Consider the following 16,011-nt stretch of genomic DNA (forward strand, 5'->3'; position numbering starts at 1 on the left):
CGGATTGCTCCCCCGCTGTCATCCCTTTCTAATGGCGGCTCTTGGCAGCAAAACAGGCTTTGTGCTAAAAAGGCGCTCTATGTTCAAACCCAAAGGCAAATCTCAGGGTGCTCGTGGCCCAGCTTTCAAAAACAATTCCCGTGGTGGCAAGCCTGGCTCTCGCAATGGCGACGAGCGCAAAACCGCGTCGAATCTAATTTACGAGCAAAATTACATCAGCCCGCGGGAAAAAGAAGAAATCCTGAAATACCTAAGCACGCTGTATCCCATCTGGGAGATGCGTTACTCCAAGAACAATCCTCCCCCTGAAAACCAAAAGCAAAGACCCCTGTTGCGCCCGGTTTACTGGTTGGGGAACTGGCAATTTGCGTGCTTGAATTACTATCATCCACCTAAAGGTATCTATAACCGATGTGTCTCGGCAGAGCGCTATCCACCGGTTTTGGAATACCTGGTGAATAAAATAGAAAGCTTAGTAAAAGAGAAATTCGATCCTCGCGATATTCCCCGCGGCTGGACTTTAAACACCTGCTTAATCAATTACTATGGAAATCAAGTTCAAGAAGACGGCAAAAAAGTCGACTGCGCCCGCGTGGGAGAGCACAAGGACTTCGAACCAGGGCCGGTGGCTTCAATTTCTTTTGGCGAGCGCGCACTATTTCAATTCGTGTCCAGCAAAGGCACTGAATCCAAATCAGACGTCGTCTTGCAACAGTGGCTTGATGACTGTTCATTGCAAATATTTGGTGGCGAGAAATTTAAGAAGCAACTTTTCCACCGCGTCCAACGCGTGGAAGATAAAGCCGATAAAATCTTTCCCTTGAACGACATCACCAATTTCGAAACTCGCAGAATCAATTTCACTTTCCGCTATGTTCCTGACGAACATATCGTCCCATTCAGAAAACTCTCTGAAGAGGCTCAAGACGACGTTCGCCAGTACATGGAAAAACTCGCGGAAAAATCGCCTTTCTTTAAGTCCCAGTTATAATCGGCCCTTTAATCCGTCTGGCCACTTTCGGTTTGCGGGACAAAGTAAGTCCGTACCTTTTAGGCACAATACTTGATTAGTTAGATTCTTGTGGATGGAGAGTGCCATGAGATTCAACCTATTGAAGCAACTGACTAGTATTTTGACAGTGAACCCGCCAAGGGCGTCACTCTCCGTTTTAATGGCTCTGCTGGGCTTTTCAAGCCTTCAAGCCTGGGCAATTACAGGGGGCAGTTCTGTTGCGCCCAACAGCTCCGTGGCCTTACGCACCGTTGGCATTTTCAATGTGAAAACAGCTAACGCTTGCTCGGGAACTTTGATTACGAAAGACGTGGTTTTGACTGCGGGCCACTGCGTGATCTCTAAAAAAGAAAATCTGATTGTTATTTTCGATACTCATTTCCCGAATAAAGTCGGCGAAACAGATAAGATCGACCCTCGAAATATTCGCACGATCAAAGCTATGGCTTTCCACGATGACTTCAAAAATCTGGACGAAGCTGGTAGCGATTATGGCGATATCGGCATTATCAAACTAGCTTCCGCTGCTCCTGAAAATTACCTCATCACGCCCCTTCTGAAAGACGTATCGAAAATCCGTCCTTCCGACACGGTGACTTTGGCAGGATTTGGTTATTCTTCAGAAAAGACCATTGTGACAGATCGCAATTATCCGGGGATCGACACAGCCGTCAGCGAGGGCCGGGGCTATTGCAACAACTATAAAACAAAGTGCTATGTCACCGAAGTTGAAGGTGATGGCCAGCTTCGCGAAGTACAAGTTACAATCGAATCTTTGCGCGACAAAGATATGGTCCTTAACGAAAGCAACCAAAAGGCCACTTGCAGTGGTGACTCTGGTGGTCCGGCATTTATCGATATTAACGGCAAAACTCTGCTTGCAGGTGTAACAAGCCGTACGTTGACTGATAATGACTGCGGGTCTGCTCAAGGTGTGAAGACTTTGGTTCCACACTATTTCAATTGGATCAAACAGATGATCCGGTCTATGTAATCTGCATTCTTTCAATCGCTCGCTCGGACAAGGCTGATATCGTTAATAACGGATTCACCCCGAGCGCTGTCGGCACAATCGATCCATCCAAAACAAAAAGTCCTGCATGCAAACTGCCATCTGCTTGGTAAACTTGGCCCAAATGATTAACCACTCCATTTTTCACCGAGTCCGCCATCACACATCCACCCAAAGGATGAACCGTCACCAGATTTTTCCCATTGATAATTAAAGTCCTTGGATTCATCACGAAATTTCCACCGAGTGCGCGGGATTGCACCTTCATCGCGCGATCAATTGTGGGATAAATGGGATCATGCTTGACCTCGGGCCAATGCACACGAATGCGACCTTTGCGATCTAATTGTAGTTTTCCGTCGGCGCGATCATGCCCCATACCCAGGTAAACCATCGAATAATTTAAAGCACCCTTTTCAATATCTTTGGACAGAGTAATATCGCGTCCCACGCGCAGGTATCGCGATGCTGAAATACGAAACTTCGCCACTCCCATCGCCAGTCTTAGCGGAATTGTGAAGGCACCAGGAAAAGTTCCCTCTTCGATAATAAAGCGATCGAACAGATTTTTTTTGTTACGATAGTCTGCTATCGAATAAATAACCGCACCCGGTTTCATATCCACGCGAATCCGACTGGCCGAGGAAAATCCAATCGCGTTCGTGCGAAAGGCGGTGTTGAAGGAAAGACCCAAAACATCACCGTTACCGGAAAATCTTTGCCCCAACTTCTCTGAAAGACTTAATCCGTGTTCTTGAGAATTTAATAATAGCTTGGTGCTCCCCATGGTTCCTGCCGACACAATCACCTGTTTTGCTAAAACAGATTTGCGAATCCTTTCACCGTTCTGGGAAACGTACAGACAATGAATGCGATAGCCCGCAGTTAGCTTTTCAATCCATAAAACTTCGATTTGCGTGAAAATTTCAGCGCCTTGATTTTTCGCAAGCGGCAGATAGTTCATATTCAAAGTGTTTTTTGCGCCGGTATTGCAGCCCGAGCAACAATTTCCACACTCAATGCATTTAGGCTGAGTCACTCCAGGTTGTTGCGCTTGTTCACCATACAGGTTCACTGCAACCGGTGGAAACTTCACCTCCACACCGAGTTCGTGAGACGCATATTCATGGGCTCGCACTTTTGCGCTGCTCATACGCCGAGGATCAAAAGCCTGTCCTTGCAGCATACTTTTCACCCGAGAATAGTACTTTTCAAACTGCCCTGAATGAACTTCTTCCACCAAAGCTTGTGGCCATTCGGGCGAGCGGACTGTTTCGCGATCAGGACGAACTAAGGCTCCGGCATTGATCAACGAAGTTCCGCCCAAACCATTCCCATTTAAAACATCCATTTCGTGATTGGCGTGAACCTCAAACAAACCAAATGGATTTTTCTTACAGCGAATATCGTTGCGAACGTCTTCAAACTTTTCAGAAAAACTTCCCGGTGGTCGCTCCGGACCACGTTCTAAAACCGCCACACGACAACGCCCCGCCAATCGAGCCGCAGAGACAGAACCGCCATAACCAGAACCAATGACGACAACATCATACCGTTCCCGCAAATCCGAAATAGGATTCGCAAGCGGAGTATATCTAATTTTCAAAGGAACAATTTTAACCTGTGGTTCCGCCAAGCCCGTGCGCGCAAAAGCACCCATCAAACCAGCAATAAAGCCAGATTTAAGAAACGAACGACGAGAAGTCCCCATCCACCAAGGAAACCGCAGATTCAGGGAGAAAGAAATCTCCCCCAAAAAACATTGCAGAAAGACATGCCCCAACTTACTGGGCAACAGCCCAAGATACCTGCAAGTTCGGTTTTCCGGCAATGTCTACAACAGCGACGCTCAAGTTTTGATTGATCCAGCGGACGATCATTTCTTTTTCAGAATTCGTCAGTTCTGGGTTGTGAAAACGGAAATCAAATTCTGATAGTGGCAAACTAAAGCTCATGGATTTCTCTTTGCCTTTGGAATTTTTCAATTCGATTTCCAAATTCACGAAGTTTTTCTTTTTGCCAGGCTCTTCCACTTTGTATCTTGTGGTGGTTGTGCCGACAAAAAAGTCTTTCCACTCTTCATCACTTAATTCCATATTCAATTTGTTCGCGCGCATTTTGAAATGCGGCGAGTGAGACAGAACATAGGATTGGAACATGGAGCTTGAAAGCTTCCAGTCGTACGCCACTGGCAACGTGCAGTGGTATCCCTCTGGAAATTCCACAACACGTATATTGCGACTGTCAATTTTCATCACTTTATTTGAAATCTTTTGTGCATTGATCGCATACGGAACCATGAAATCGTGATCTGTGGCCCAAATCATCACAGGTTCAGAAACGTCTTTATAGTAGGGCCAAAAGTTGTTCAATCCCCAGAAGTCTTCACTGTCTTTCATTCCTGGCGGCAATTTCACAGAATTGATGTACGAAAGACCACCATGATAGGTTCTGACCACTTCGGAAACTGCTTTGTGAATGAATTTAAAGCTGTCGTATTGAACCACTCCCGGCAATTTTTCTTCGATACCGCGCAGACGACGACGTCCCCACAAATCGATAAAGGCCGAGCGAGTTCCACTGTTCGTTAAACTTTCCATCGTCTCTTTCAAATTAATCACCGGGCACAATGCCAAGAAACTTTGAATCAACGGAGAACCAGCTGGAGAGTTGTACTTGTTCAATAATGAAGAGAACAAAACTCCAGGCCCACCCAAGCTCATCCCCATGATATGAACGCTATCCACCACGCGAGACAAAGGTTCTGTGGGATTTCGAAGCATCTGGGCGATCAAGATATTTTGAATTCCTTCATCATATCCGCCGAATGAAAACTGATTGTTGTTCGCAATGAAATCTGCACTGGTAAGGTTTTCGAGTAACAAAACATTGAATGGTGATTGTTCAAATAACATCATCATCCAGGCACGTTCAGGTCTGAAGTCCTCGATACTCGAAAAAATTCCCGAACGGAAAATCACTAACGGACGACGTTTGGAATCCCCCTTTAAAGCTAGCAATCCTTTCAGCTTCACGTTCCCCGGAAGATTAATAACCACGCGGCGAAGAAACGGATGCTCGTAGGCGTTGTAACGCATCGTCAGATAACGACGTACATTCACCATCTCGCCCAAGTCTTCTGTCTGCAATTGCGAGCCACACTCTTGTAGGTACTTCTGCATCAATCCACCTTGAAGTTGCGCAGAAACTGCAACGCGAGGATCTTGTAAACGGGAGGCCCACACTGAGATGTTGCAATTGTCAGTGACGGACTGTCCCTCCCCTGTTGGCGTCCAGCCTAGGATACCTTCGAATAGAAAGTTCAAAACTGCTGGATAACGCCCCGGGGCGTCGGCAAGAATAGGGTTATCTATTGCTGGAAACCAGATTCGAGGGCTTTGAAACTGCTCGATAAACGCCTGCTGAGGTGATGCAGGTTTCTGTGCAAAAGTGAAAAATGGAAATGCGCTGATGATGAGAACCATTAGAGAACGAGACATAGGTCTAATTGTGTGGAAAAAGAACCACCGAGTCATCAGCTTTTTTCCCGAGTGACACTGAGTATTTACTTCATTAAACTGCCAGCGTGTATTTTTAAGGAGACACATTAACATGGACCACAAGATTGAGCCCCTGTACGACGGGCCGTTGTTCAGAAACGCTATCCAAACTCTAGATGAATCCGCAAAAATTATTAACTGTGACCCGAACGTTCTTGAGCGTCTAAAACGCCCTCGTCGTTGCATCACGGTTTCCGTTCCAGTTCGTATGGACGACTACTCTGTGAAAGTATTCACAGGCTACCGTGTTCAGTACTCTCCTACATTGGGACCCTACAAGGGCGGTATTCGTTATCACCAAAACGTAGATCTTCAAGAAGTTGTGGGTCTTGCGGCTTTGATGACTTTCAAAAACTCTGTTCTTGGTCTTCCATTGGGTGGCGCAAAAGGTGGTATCACTGTTGATCCAACTAAATTGTCACGCACTGAAAAACAAAATCTAACTCGTCGTTATGCTTCTGAGATTGGCCCATTCGTTGGACCAACTAAAGACATCCCAGCTCCAGACGTGGGCACGGATCCACAAACTATGGCTTGGTTCATGGACACTTACTCTCAAGAGCAAGGCGGCTTTGCACAACCGGGTGTTGTAACTGGTAAACCAGTTGAAATCGGTGGATCTTTGGGTCGTAACCACGCAACTGGTTTGGGTGTGGTTTACGTAGCTGAAAAAGCTTTCGAAGTTTGCAAAATGAACATGAAAGATTCCACTATCGCGATCCAAGGATTCGGTAACGTGGGTTCCTTCGCGGCTAAATTTGCTTACGATCGTGGCGCACGCATCGTTGCAGTTTCTGACGTTTCCGGTGGTATCTTCAACGGTGACGGTCTTGATATCCCTGAAGTACTTGAGTACATCAAAGCTCACAAGTTCTTGAAGGGTTATCCAAAAGCAACACCAATCAGCAATGAAGATTTGCTTGAAGTTAAATGTGATGCTTTGTTCCCTTGCGCTCTTGAGAACCAAATCGACACTCACAACGCTGAAAAAATCCAAGCGAAAATCATCGTTGAAGGTGCGAACGGTCCTATCACGAATGCAGCTACAAAAATTCTTTCTAAACGTGGTGTGTTCATCGCTCCAGACGTTATCGCCAATGGTGGCGGCGTAATCGTATCTTACTTTGAATGGGTTCAAGACACGATGGCGTTGTTCTGGGATGAAGACGAAGTAAATGCTAAGTTGAAAACTCTTATCACTAAAGCTTTCGACAAAGGTTACGCAATGTCGAAAGAAAAGAACGTGGATATGAGATCTGCTGCGATGGCGGTTTCTGTTCAACGTCTCGAGAAAGCGATGCTTTTGAGAGGTCTTTACCCTCGCTAGTTTCAAAAAGGTGGGTTTCAAAACCCACCTTTTTTTTTGCCTTTTTCTGTATTTATTTTTGGAGTGTTTTTCTCATGCGTCCTTGGCTTCTGCTTCCTCCTAAACTCGCCCATGATATTAACGGTTACGCGCTTCCTTTACTTTCTTATCTTCACGGCAAAAAAACTCCCCATTGGAACTCCTTCACCTGGAGAAACATGACATTTCCAAATCCTTTGGGCATTGCGGGTGGCGTGGATAAAGATGCGGAACACTTGAGTGACTGGTGGAGATTGGGATGTGGTTTCGTAGAAGTCGGGACCGTCACTCCTCAGCCGCAAGCTCCAAATCCGGGTAAAATCATGGATCGCGACATGAAGCTGACGGCAATGTGGAATAAAATGGGCTTCCCCAGCCACGGTGCTGATGAAGTATTTTATAATCTTGCTTCTTACGCTCCGAACTTTAGGACTCCGGTCTTTGTAAATATCGGGAAAAATCGCCAGACGCCAAATCACCACGCAGTGAATGATTATCTTGAGCTGGTCGATAAGCTTCGCCCTTGGGCTGATGCTTTCGTGGTGAATATCTCGAGCCCAAACACGGCGGGTCTTCGCGAGCTGCAAAAAAAAGAAAACTTGGGTGCTTTGCTGAAGCCTATCTTGGATCGAGTCTCCCACTATGAGCCAACTCCTGTCTTGGTCAAATTGAGCCCCGATATGGGCGAAGAAGGACTTGCCGAAGCCGTCGCAAACTGCCAGGAAATTGGAGTGGATGGCTTCGTGTTAACAAACACGACCTTGATGAGACCAAATGGATGTCGTTTTCCTAATGAAGGCGGCCTGTCAGGTGCGCCATTAAAGAACCTATCTCAACGCGCACTTCAAATTGCTGTTGAAACTTTAGGCAAAAAGCGTCAAGGAATGCTATTAGTAAGCGCCGGAGGGGTCTTAACTCCGGAAGATGTCTTTGAAAGATTGCAAATGGGCGCAGATCTTGTTCAAATTTACTCTGCACTTGTATTTCATGGACCAAGCTTTTTCCATGATGTGGCAGCTGGAAGGAAAAATGTCGGAAGATAGTGTTGAGTTAAAACCAAGAAAACCAAAAATCCGCAAGGGTCATTGGATTCCCGTCGTTGCAGGCTTTCTGCGCAAAGACGGAAAGATCTTGGTCGGCCAACGCCCCGAAAATAATTCCTTAGCTGGGCAATGGGAATTTCCCGGTGGAAAAATCGAAAGTGGTGAGACACCTGAACAAGCTTTGGCTCGTGAACTCGACGAGGAGCTTGGTATTGAAGCTGAAGTCGGCGACCTAAAACTAGCGTGCACTCATTCTTATGGAGATGTAGGGATTCTCATATTATTTTATGAAATCCTATATTGGAAAGGCGAACCTCGCGCCAAACATCACATGATGCTTGAGTGGATACATCCGGAAGAACTAAAACACCGTAATATCCCCGAAGCCAATCGTAAGATTCTGAACAGAATCTACAAAGCCCTGGGACTTGAATGGCCAAAATAATCCTCGTTAGTACCAAAGTTCAAAGCACGACATGGCAGCTGGCTCAAGCATTGCGCTCCCAACAACATGAAGTAACAGTACTAACCAGTTATGGCGACGTCCCTCCAGAAACAACTAACGGCATTGAATTCATGGCCTATTTTAAAAAGTGGTCTGTACTGGAAGGTTTAAAAATCATTCCGGGTCTTTTCGGAATGCAGCCTCATATTTTACACCTGATTTTAGACGATGATCGCATGAACGCAGCCCAGGTGATTTTGTCGACTTTCGCAAAATCCCATCCCAGCTGTGTGCTGACGACATCTTTATTGCACATCAAACGCGGTCTGAAAAAATCCAATCCCGTTCGTTATCTGGTCGAGGAAAGTGACATCATCACTTTTCCGACAGTCGAATCATTGGCACAATTGCGTGGCCTCAACGTCCGCTCGACAAAACAAGGTCGCGGTATTTTGCCACCGGCTTTAGATTTTAAAAATCAACAGCAGCAATTGGGTGCTTTGGATGAAGACGAAGTTTCCTTGCTATCAAATATCCAAGATAAAGAATTTTTCGTCCTGCCCTTTCGTGAAGGCCGCTTTAATCCCGAGTCCGATCGTTTTGCCCGTTTAAAAATGCTGGCTCGTCGTCATAAAGTCGTCTTGTGGGGCAGCTATTCCCACTGGTCCCTGCGCGAAAGAAAACACTTCGCCAACTGGATGGAAAAAAACGGTTGCGGTGACCGCTGGGTGGTGACCGGAGAAATCTCCCCTCATCTATCCAGAATTCTATTAGAGAAATCTGTCGCTTTCGTGATGGCGGGGCAGTCTTTTACGCCTGTGGAAATGACTGAGTATTATATGCGCGCGATCCAGGCGAAATCGACTTTGATCTTGGATTCCAAACAGACCAGCGTGCACGCGGATCTTTGGAAAAACACTGTGAATTGCTGGGTACTGAATGCCGACAGTTTACACAAGGATCTGGTTAAACTTTTAGAGCGTACAAATTTATCGTTACCCGAAGCCCTCTCTGAAGACTGGGCACAAAGCAGTCATATTGTTGATTCATCCATGAATGAATTAAACCGACTGTACAATCGGGCCTTGGCTTCTGCCAGATAGTCTTTTAATCTTTATTCATGTTCGCGAAAAAATCCGCACTGCCGGAATCTCTTAACATTTGCCTGACCTCGCATCGTTTTCCGATTCTTAGTCGGGCAACTGATCATGGTTTTTTGTGGCCTATCGCTCGCGGCCTGGCTCGCGAGGGACATAAGGTCACGGTTATTTCCGCGAACTCCCCTTTAAAAAAACCTGAAGTGACCCGCGATGGTGTTCGCGTGTTTTATCTGAACGAGGGTGAAAAAAATCTTGCTCACTTGCGCTTTCAAATGGCGGTTCGTCAAAAGTTCATGCAGCTTCACCGCGAAACACCGTTTCACATTGTGCATTCGATTGATAAATCGGGTTATCGCATCGGCAATCGTAAAAAAGATCTGAAAGTGGCAGTCGCTTACGACGTGGAAGCCACGCAAATGTCACAATTGTTTGCGATCCTGGCGATGAAGCAGGAAACCTTGCCAAGTATTCTGACGACGGGCCTTGCGACAGCTTATAAGTTTCTGACGACTTATTATGGTGGCGATCGCCAACTTCTTTCCACAGCGGATGGCATCTTTGTGACCAATCCCCAGCAGAAAATCATCCTGGAAAGATATTATCTGTATCCGGATTTTCATACCTATACAGTGCCGTATGGAATTGACCTGGGGGATTTGACTCCCAAAGAACAATCCCTGGAGTTGCGAAATAAATTAAACCTGCCGGAAAATTCCCACATCGCCGTCACGATCAATGACATGACCGATGCGCAGGAAATGCTTCCTTTATTGCAAGCCTTTGAAAAGGTCGCGATAAAAAAGCCGAATAGCTATTTGATCGTTGTTGGTAACGGGCCTAAGTTTAAAGACGTGGAATACCAGGTTTTGAATTTGGCTTTGGGTAATCGTGTAATCCTCGCAGGTGCGGTACCGGCTTCTGAATTGGAAGACTATATCGTTTTGGGCGACGTTTTCATCAACATGGGTTCCAGAAGTACGGGTTTTGAGCCGTCAACTTTGGAAGCCATGGCTCAGAAAAAAGTCGTCATGGGATCTGAAGTTTCCCCGATCGCAAATATCATCGAAGATGGCCGCGACGGGTTCTTATTGCGCCCAGCTGACGTAGATTCGATCTCAAACCTTTTGGTGGAGATCTTTTCAGGAACAATGCCCGCAGATGAGATCGGCGAAAGAGCGCGTCAGCGCGTCATGGACCTGTTCGATACGGGCAAAATGGTCCAGGCCGTCATTGATGCCTACCGTAAAATCCTGCTCAGCACCGGAAGTTATAAGAAGCAATGAGTTAAATCATTGAAAAGTGGTAGTCAGCCCCCACACACTCTGTATAATCGGGAGTGTTATCAATACTTTATGTTCTAGAGGATCTGGACGATGACTAAAGCGGATTTGATTAATTTGATCTCTGAAAAAGCTGGTATCACTCGAGTGAAAGCAGAGACCGTTGTGAATACAATCTTCGATTCTATGGTTGAAGCGTTGATGCGTGATGACCGTATCGAAATCCGTGGTTTTGGTTCTTTCGTGAATCGTCAATACGGTGCTTATAAAGGCCGCAACCCTCGCACGGGTGAAATCATCAACGTCGAAGAAAAGAAACTTCCATTCTTCAAAGTCGGTAAAGAACTTAAAGAAGACATCAACGGCGGCAAAGAGTAACTCACTCTTTCTACTGAATGAAAAAGGGACCCCACGGTCCCTTTTTTTTATGCCTACTTTGGAAAAACGGAAATATCTGAGATTTTTCTGATTCCGTGCAGGGCCATGAACAGGCGTTCAACTCCCAAAGCAATCCCCCCACTTGGCGGCAAACCTGCATCCAGGCATTGGAAAAATTCTGGATCCAAAGAGATCATTTCCTTATGCGAATCCTGTTTTTTTTGCAGATCTTCTTCAGAACGCTGTCTTTGAATTTGCGGATCGTTCAGTTCGTGGAACGCGTTGCAAAGCTCAAGACCGTGCCAATACGCCTCGAACCTGTCTCCCCAACCATCTGGCGTCAGTCGAGCAAGGGCCGCTTGGTAAGGAGGATATTTTTCAACAAAAATTAAATCTTCGCCGTGCAATTGAGATTCGATTTTCTCCATGAAGATCAGAAAAAAATAATCGTCGATGCTTTCTGCACTGTGGACATCCACGTTTAATTTTTGGGCGAGTGCTTTTAATTCAGCTTTTGTAGTTTCCGGAGTGAGATCAAATCCACAATGGATTTTAAAAAGTTCCGCCACGGAATAGCTCTTGATCTGACGAGGAGCTGGGAATTTTAAAACCTTCACCAGGTGCTGAACCAAATCAATCACGTCTTGCTTGATAGCTCCTAGAGTATCGTAAGCACGATACCACTCCAACATATTGAATTCCGGTTGGTGACGTTCCGTCACTTCGCCATTACGGAAACAAGGTGCGATTTCGAAAATTTTCTCAGCACCTAAGGCCAAGGCCTTTTTCAAATGCAGTTCAGGGCTGGTTGGCAAATAAAGTTTTTCTTTGCGGGAACCAATTTTAAGTTCTGTCGAGAACACGTCCAACGACGGCTCCGTTCCAGGACATACCACCAAAGAAGGCGTTTTCACTTCCAAGAAATTTTTGCGACGGAAAAAGTGACGAACCTCTTCCACGTAACGATTCCATTTTTCCAAAATATCTTTGTTAAATGTGCGATTTGGCAGAGCTGATTTATTGGGAGCCAGCAGAATCAATTCCGTCGCAGAAACCGCAGCGACGATGTCGCCTTCAATCAAAAATTCCGATTGCGGTGGGGCTTTTTCAAAGGAAATGATTTGCTCTTGCCCGTCACGAATCAAAGTGACTTCCAATTCACCCGCTTCGCGTTCAATCTGATAAATTCGTCCCGCCGCCTTCGCATCAGCGGGCATCGCGGGATATGTCTTCCAATGTTGATTTAAAAAAGTATTTCTATCCAAAGTCCCCGCAGATTAATGGTACGGACTTACTTTTGGTAGCAAGCACGCGTCAGATTTACTGGCAAAGACCTTGAGTACGAAGGGCACCAAGTTCAGCAGAGATGGCTTCAAGATCATCAGCTCCATAGACCACCTGGTCTCCCACTGTGATCCGATGTTTAACCCACAAACCATCATAAATTCCTTCGCTGCTTAGTGAACATTCTGACTTTGCAGTCAAAGTCGAAGCGGGTGCCCAGCTAGCGATAAAAGAAAGCAATAATGTAGTTCCAAGTGCTAAAAGAATTCTCATGGTTTTCCCCTTCCCCCCCTCGAGTCTCATGACTCCGGGATTCTCTCTGCCTTTCTTCTAAAGCAATCTCCTTGCCAATTGATTTCTGGTCACTTTGACACCGAAAACTCCGGTTCGCCTGGAGAGGAAGTTCAGTGTCAAAGTGAAGAGAAAAATTCGGCCTTCCTTCTCAAAAATTCGGGGTCAAGATGCACCAGAAACAAAAAATGTCTCCAGTAAGAAAAAATGAAAAAGTAAGAATTTTTTCGTGGATGGGCACCGCCATCTGCCAGCCAAAACGGTCGCAGAACAGCCGAAATCCTAACATCGAGCTCGGGAACCAAATAAAGACTCCGAAACAAAACGAGCGAGGACTGACTGAGCTAAGCGGCGCGGCTCTCCCACAGGAGACACGCAAACGCCAGCGCGCATAGGGAAAGAAGTTCCGGGAATATTGAACAAAAACAAGTATTAAGGGTTGTTTTTCCCTCCCCTGGTTGTTATTGAAACCTAGAATTTTAAAGGGAGTAGAAAATGCTAGATTTGCATAAGACGCTAAATAGCCTGAAGGGGTCCGTTGAGTGGGCTCAGTTAAGACTGGTTTCAGAGAAGACTACTTGGCGTGTGATTCGTAATGAGCAATTCGAAACAAGTGACATTAGCTTTGATAATGGATTGATGGTTGAGGTTCTTGTTAATGGTCATTTTGGTTATGCGGGAACTAGTGACTTAACTGCGGAGGGCGTGAAACGTGCTTTTGACAAAGCGACGTTGATGGCTCGTCAGGCTTCTTCTTTTAAGGTCCATGACTTTTCTGTTTTGCAAAGACCGGTTGCGCAGGGAAAATATTCTTCTCCGGTTGTTCGTCCGATGGATTCTTATTCTGCTAAAGAAATCACAGATCTTTTTATTGATGCGACTCGTGCGATGAAAGTTTCTGATAAAATCATCAACCGTATTGCGATGGCGATGATTGTTGAGTCGGTATTCTCTGTCGTCAGCACTCACGGTTCTGACGTTCATCAAAAGTTTTCTATCGTTAGTACAGACTTCAACGCGACAGCGGCTGATGCTGGTGAAGTCCAACAGCGCTCTCAAAGTGGTGGATTGGCTCGATGCAATCAGATTGGTGCGGAAGTTTTTGATCGTACAGCGATCTTGGACAGCGCAAAAATCATCGCAACAGAAGCTTTGGAATTGTTGACCGCTGAAAACTGTCCTTCAGAAACTTTGGATTTGCTGATCGCTCCGGACCAAATGACATTGCAAGTGCACGAGTCCATCGGTCACCCGCTTGAATACGACCGTATCCTGGGTGACGAAAGAAATTATGCCGGCTGGAGTTTTGTGAAGCCTGAAGATTTCGGGAAACTTCAATACGGATCGAAACTCATGAACGTGACTTTCGATCCCACAGTTCCAGATGCGATGGCTTCCTATGCCTTTGACGATGCTGGCGTTAAGGCGACGAAAGAATACTTGATCAAAGATGGCGTTCTTCTCCGTGGTTTAGGCAGTCTTGAATCTCAAGCGCGCTTAAGCCTGCCAGGTGTTGCGAACTCCCGCTCATCCAGCTGGAATCGCGCTCCAATTGACCGTATGGCAAATATCAACTTAGAGCCAGGCACGTCCAAGCTTTCAGATATGATCGCTTCCGTTGAGCGTGGAGTTTTCATGCACGCCAATAAATCCTGGTCGATCGATGACTACCGCAACAAATTCCAATTCGGTTGCGAATACGCGCAAATGATTGAAAACGGCAAAATCACTAAAACTTTGAAAAATCCAAACTATCGCGGAACGACTGTGAAGTTCTGGAACTCTTTGAAAGCCGTCAGCGAGAATCGTGAAACATACGGCTCCCCTTTCTGCGGCAAAGGTGAACCTAACCAAGTGATCCGCGTGGGTCACACAACTCCTTACTGCCTGTTCGGTGGTATGGAAGTGTTTGGAGCGTAATATGAACTTTATCGAAACAACGCAAAAAACATTTAATGCGATTGCTGATCAGATCTTTGCAAAACTTCAATCTGGCGAAGAGGCGAATATCAATTTGAACGCCGAAGACTCGGTCTTTGTTCGTATCAATAATAACAAAGTTCGTCAGAACACGCATGTTGAGCAACGCACGATCAGCATGCAGTTTCAAAAAAATCAGCGCACAGCTCGCATCACTTTTGAAATTACAGGTGTTGCAGACCTCGACAAGGCACGCGCTTTAGAAATTCTTGAGATGGCTCGCAAAGAGTGTGAATTGTTACCGGAAGATCCTAAGCAAGTTCCGATGCGCAACAACGGCACCAGCAGCAACTATATCAAAGGCAGTCTGCTTTCTCACGAAGAGATGTTTGAAAAACTGATTGCACCGGCGGAAGGCTCTGACCTGGCCGGTATTTACTGCGCAGGGCCTCGCGTTTCTGCGAGCCGCAACTCTGCAGGACAAAATCATTTCTTTGCGACGGATTCATTCTTTATCGATTACTCTTTGTACATGGGCGAAAAGGCTGTGAAAGGTACTTACGCTGGGACGCAGTGGAATCAAAATGAATATGCCGCAAATCTGGCACAAAACAAAAACCAGCTAAAGCTGATGGACCGTCCTAAAAAAGTTTTACCTCAAGGGCCTTACAAAGTTTATCTGGCACCAGCAGCGGTTGCTGAAATGGCTTCGATGTTTTCCTGGAGTGCGATGAGCTACAGTGCTTACAAGCAAGGTAGCAGCCCTCTGCAAAAACTGGCGGATAAAGAAAAATCATTCTCCCCGCTTTTCTCGATGCGCGAAAATTTCTCGACAGGTCTGACTCCCCCATTCAATTCCCTGGGTGAAGTTTCCCCAGAGAAAGTGGAATTGATCAATCAAGGTCAGCTTAAGACTTTCTTGATTTCGTCAGGCACCGCGAAAGAGTACGGCGTTGAAGGAAACCTGGCTGGTCCAAACGAAGGACCACGCGCCTTGGAAATCTTGCCGGGAACATTGGCAAAGGAAAATATTTTGAAGGAGCTTGGAACCGGTGTTTACCTTTCCAACCTTCACTACTTGAATTGGTCGGACCGTCCCACAGCACGAATCACGGGGATGACTCGATATGCTTGCTTCTGGGTTGAGAACGGCGAAATCGTCGCTCCTATCGCAGATATGCGTTGGGATGAGAGTTTGTTTGATTGCCTGGGTGAGAACCTTTTGGCAGTGACGAACTTCCAGGACATTGATCCTTCGGTCGACACTTACAACTCTCGTGCCTGGGGTGGGAAAAAACTGCCAGGACTTTTGATCAAAGATTTTAAATTTACTCTTTAGGA

At 46.1% G+C, this 16,011-nt stretch carries 14 protein-coding genes; 10 read left to right on the forward strand and 4 right to left on the reverse strand.

The genetic code is table 11. From position 1 onward, the window contains the following. Positions 1–79 precede the first annotated feature (79 nt). Complete coding sequence (locus HW988_RS15735) at positions 80–991, forward strand: alpha-ketoglutarate-dependent dioxygenase AlkB (RefSeq protein WP_181605123.1); 912 nt, start codon at positions 80–82, stop codon at positions 989–991. A 106-nt stretch (positions 992–1,097) separates the two neighbouring features. After that, the gene (locus HW988_RS15740) at positions 1,098–2,006 is read left to right on the forward strand and encodes a trypsin-like serine protease (RefSeq protein ID WP_181605124.1); all 909 of its coding nucleotides are present in this window, start codon (positions 1,098–1,100) and stop codon (positions 2,004–2,006) included. On the opposite strand, the gene HW988_RS15745 is transcribed toward HW988_RS15740, so the two are convergent. Both HW988_RS15745 and HW988_RS15750 read right to left on the reverse strand, forming a co-directional pair. Continuing rightward, the gene (locus HW988_RS15745) at positions 1,999–3,735 is read right to left on the reverse strand and encodes a GMC family oxidoreductase N-terminal domain-containing protein (RefSeq protein WP_255490066.1); all 1,737 of its coding nucleotides are present in this window, start codon (positions 3,733–3,735) and stop codon (positions 1,999–2,001) included. The genes HW988_RS15740 and HW988_RS15745 overlap by 8 nt on opposite strands. Positions 3,736–3,808: 73 nt before the next feature. Beyond that, entirely contained in the window at positions 3,809–5,524 is a 1,716-nt protein-coding gene (locus tag HW988_RS15750; RefSeq protein ID WP_255490067.1) for a hypothetical protein, read from the reverse strand. 112 nt (positions 5,525–5,636) lie between these two features. Here HW988_RS15750 and HW988_RS15755 point away from each other — a divergent pair, with 112 nt between their 5' ends. The 6 genes from HW988_RS15755 (at position 5,637) to HW988_RS15780 (ending at position 11,175) form a co-directional block, all read left to right on the forward strand. Continuing rightward, positions 5,637–6,911, forward strand: coding sequence for a Glu/Leu/Phe/Val dehydrogenase (locus HW988_RS15755; RefSeq protein WP_181605125.1), 1,275 nt, complete (start codon positions 5,637–5,639; stop codon positions 6,909–6,911). A gap of 74 nt (positions 6,912–6,985) precedes the next feature. Further along, on the forward strand, positions 6,986–7,972 hold the full coding sequence (locus HW988_RS15760; RefSeq protein ID WP_181605126.1) for a quinone-dependent dihydroorotate dehydrogenase: 987 nt from the start codon (positions 6,986–6,988) through the stop codon (positions 7,970–7,972). Next, positions 7,959–8,417, forward strand: a complete 459-nt coding sequence (mutT, locus tag HW988_RS15765) for an 8-oxo-dGTP diphosphatase MutT (RefSeq protein ID WP_181605127.1) — start codon at positions 7,959–7,961, stop codon at positions 8,415–8,417. The genes HW988_RS15760 and mutT overlap by 14 nt, the downstream gene beginning before the upstream one ends. Beyond that, entirely contained in the window at positions 8,405–9,520 is a 1,116-nt protein-coding gene (locus tag HW988_RS15770; protein WP_181605128.1) for a glycosyltransferase, read from the forward strand. Before mutT ends, HW988_RS15770 begins: the two co-directional genes overlap by 13 nt. Before the next feature lie 113 nt (positions 9,521–9,633). Further along, entirely contained in the window at positions 9,634–10,800 is a 1,167-nt protein-coding gene (locus HW988_RS15775; RefSeq protein ID WP_255490068.1) for a glycosyltransferase family 4 protein, read from the forward strand. A gap of 90 nt (positions 10,801–10,890) precedes the next feature. Further along, entirely contained in the window at positions 10,891–11,175 is a 285-nt protein-coding gene (locus tag HW988_RS15780; protein WP_088616367.1) for an HU family DNA-binding protein, read from the forward strand. Positions 11,176–11,228: 53 nt separating this feature from the next. On the opposite strand, the gene epmA is transcribed toward HW988_RS15780, so the two are convergent. Both epmA and HW988_RS15790 read right to left on the reverse strand, forming a co-directional pair. Beyond that, positions 11,229–12,440: an EF-P lysine aminoacylase EpmA gene (gene epmA / locus HW988_RS15785; RefSeq protein ID WP_255490069.1), complete on the reverse strand. Its 1,212-nt coding sequence runs from the start codon at positions 12,438–12,440 to the stop codon at positions 11,229–11,231. Positions 12,441–12,495: 55 nt separating this feature from the next. Further along, the gene (locus tag HW988_RS15790; RefSeq protein ID WP_181605130.1) at positions 12,496–12,732 is read right to left on the reverse strand and encodes a hypothetical protein; all 237 of its coding nucleotides are present in this window, start codon (positions 12,730–12,732) and stop codon (positions 12,496–12,498) included. 513 nt (positions 12,733–13,245) lie between these two features. Here HW988_RS15790 and HW988_RS15795 point away from each other — a divergent pair. Both HW988_RS15795 and HW988_RS15800 read left to right on the forward strand, forming a co-directional pair. After that, the gene (locus HW988_RS15795; RefSeq protein WP_181605131.1) at positions 13,246–14,670 is read left to right on the forward strand and encodes a TldD/PmbA family protein; all 1,425 of its coding nucleotides are present in this window, start codon (positions 13,246–13,248) and stop codon (positions 14,668–14,670) included. A 1-nt stretch (position 14,671) separates the two neighbouring features. Beyond that, a complete protein-coding gene (locus HW988_RS15800; protein ID WP_181605132.1) occupies positions 14,672–16,009 on the forward strand; it encodes a TldD/PmbA family protein in 1,338 nt (445 codons plus the stop codon). The last annotated feature ends 2 nt before the right edge of the window (positions 16,010–16,011 follow it).

It is taken from the genome of Bdellovibrio sp. KM01 (assembly GCF_013752535.1).
Classification (GTDB): Bacteria; Bdellovibrionota; Bdellovibrionia; order Bdellovibrionales; family Bdellovibrionaceae; genus Bdellovibrio.

What these genes read in the sequence shown, in the direction of transcription:
- mutT (WP_181605127.1), top strand. Translation starts at nt 7,959, where the DNA reads ATGTCGGAAGATAGTGTTGAGTTAAAACCAAGAAAACCAAAAATCCGC.
- HW988_RS15790 (WP_181605130.1), bottom strand. Translation starts at nt 12,732, where the DNA reads ATGAGAATTCTTTTAGCACTTGGAACTACATTATTGCTTTCTTTTATC.
- HW988_RS15760 (WP_181605126.1), top strand. Translation starts at nt 6,986, where the DNA reads ATGCGTCCTTGGCTTCTGCTTCCTCCTAAACTCGCCCATGATATTAAC.
- HW988_RS15795 (WP_181605131.1), top strand. Translation starts at nt 13,246, where the DNA reads ATGCTAGATTTGCATAAGACGCTAAATAGCCTGAAGGGGTCCGTTGAG.
- HW988_RS15735 (WP_181605123.1), top strand. Translation starts at nt 80, where the DNA reads ATGTTCAAACCCAAAGGCAAATCTCAGGGTGCTCGTGGCCCAGCTTTC.
- HW988_RS15780 (WP_088616367.1), top strand. Translation starts at nt 10,891, where the DNA reads ATGACTAAAGCGGATTTGATTAATTTGATCTCTGAAAAAGCTGGTATC.
- HW988_RS15745 (WP_255490066.1), bottom strand. Translation starts at nt 3,735, where the DNA reads ATGGGGACTTCTCGTCGTTCGTTTCTTAAATCTGGCTTTATTGCTGGT.
- HW988_RS15770 (WP_181605128.1), top strand. Translation starts at nt 8,405, where the DNA reads ATGGCCAAAATAATCCTCGTTAGTACCAAAGTTCAAAGCACGACATGG.
- HW988_RS15800 (WP_181605132.1), top strand. Translation starts at nt 14,672, where the DNA reads ATGAACTTTATCGAAACAACGCAAAAAACATTTAATGCGATTGCTGAT.
- HW988_RS15750 (WP_255490067.1), bottom strand. Translation starts at nt 5,524, where the DNA reads ATGTCTCGTTCTCTAATGGTTCTCATCATCAGCGCATTTCCATTTTTC.
- HW988_RS15755 (WP_181605125.1), top strand. Translation starts at nt 5,637, where the DNA reads ATGGACCACAAGATTGAGCCCCTGTACGACGGGCCGTTGTTCAGAAAC.
- HW988_RS15740 (WP_181605124.1), top strand. Translation starts at nt 1,098, where the DNA reads ATGAGATTCAACCTATTGAAGCAACTGACTAGTATTTTGACAGTGAAC.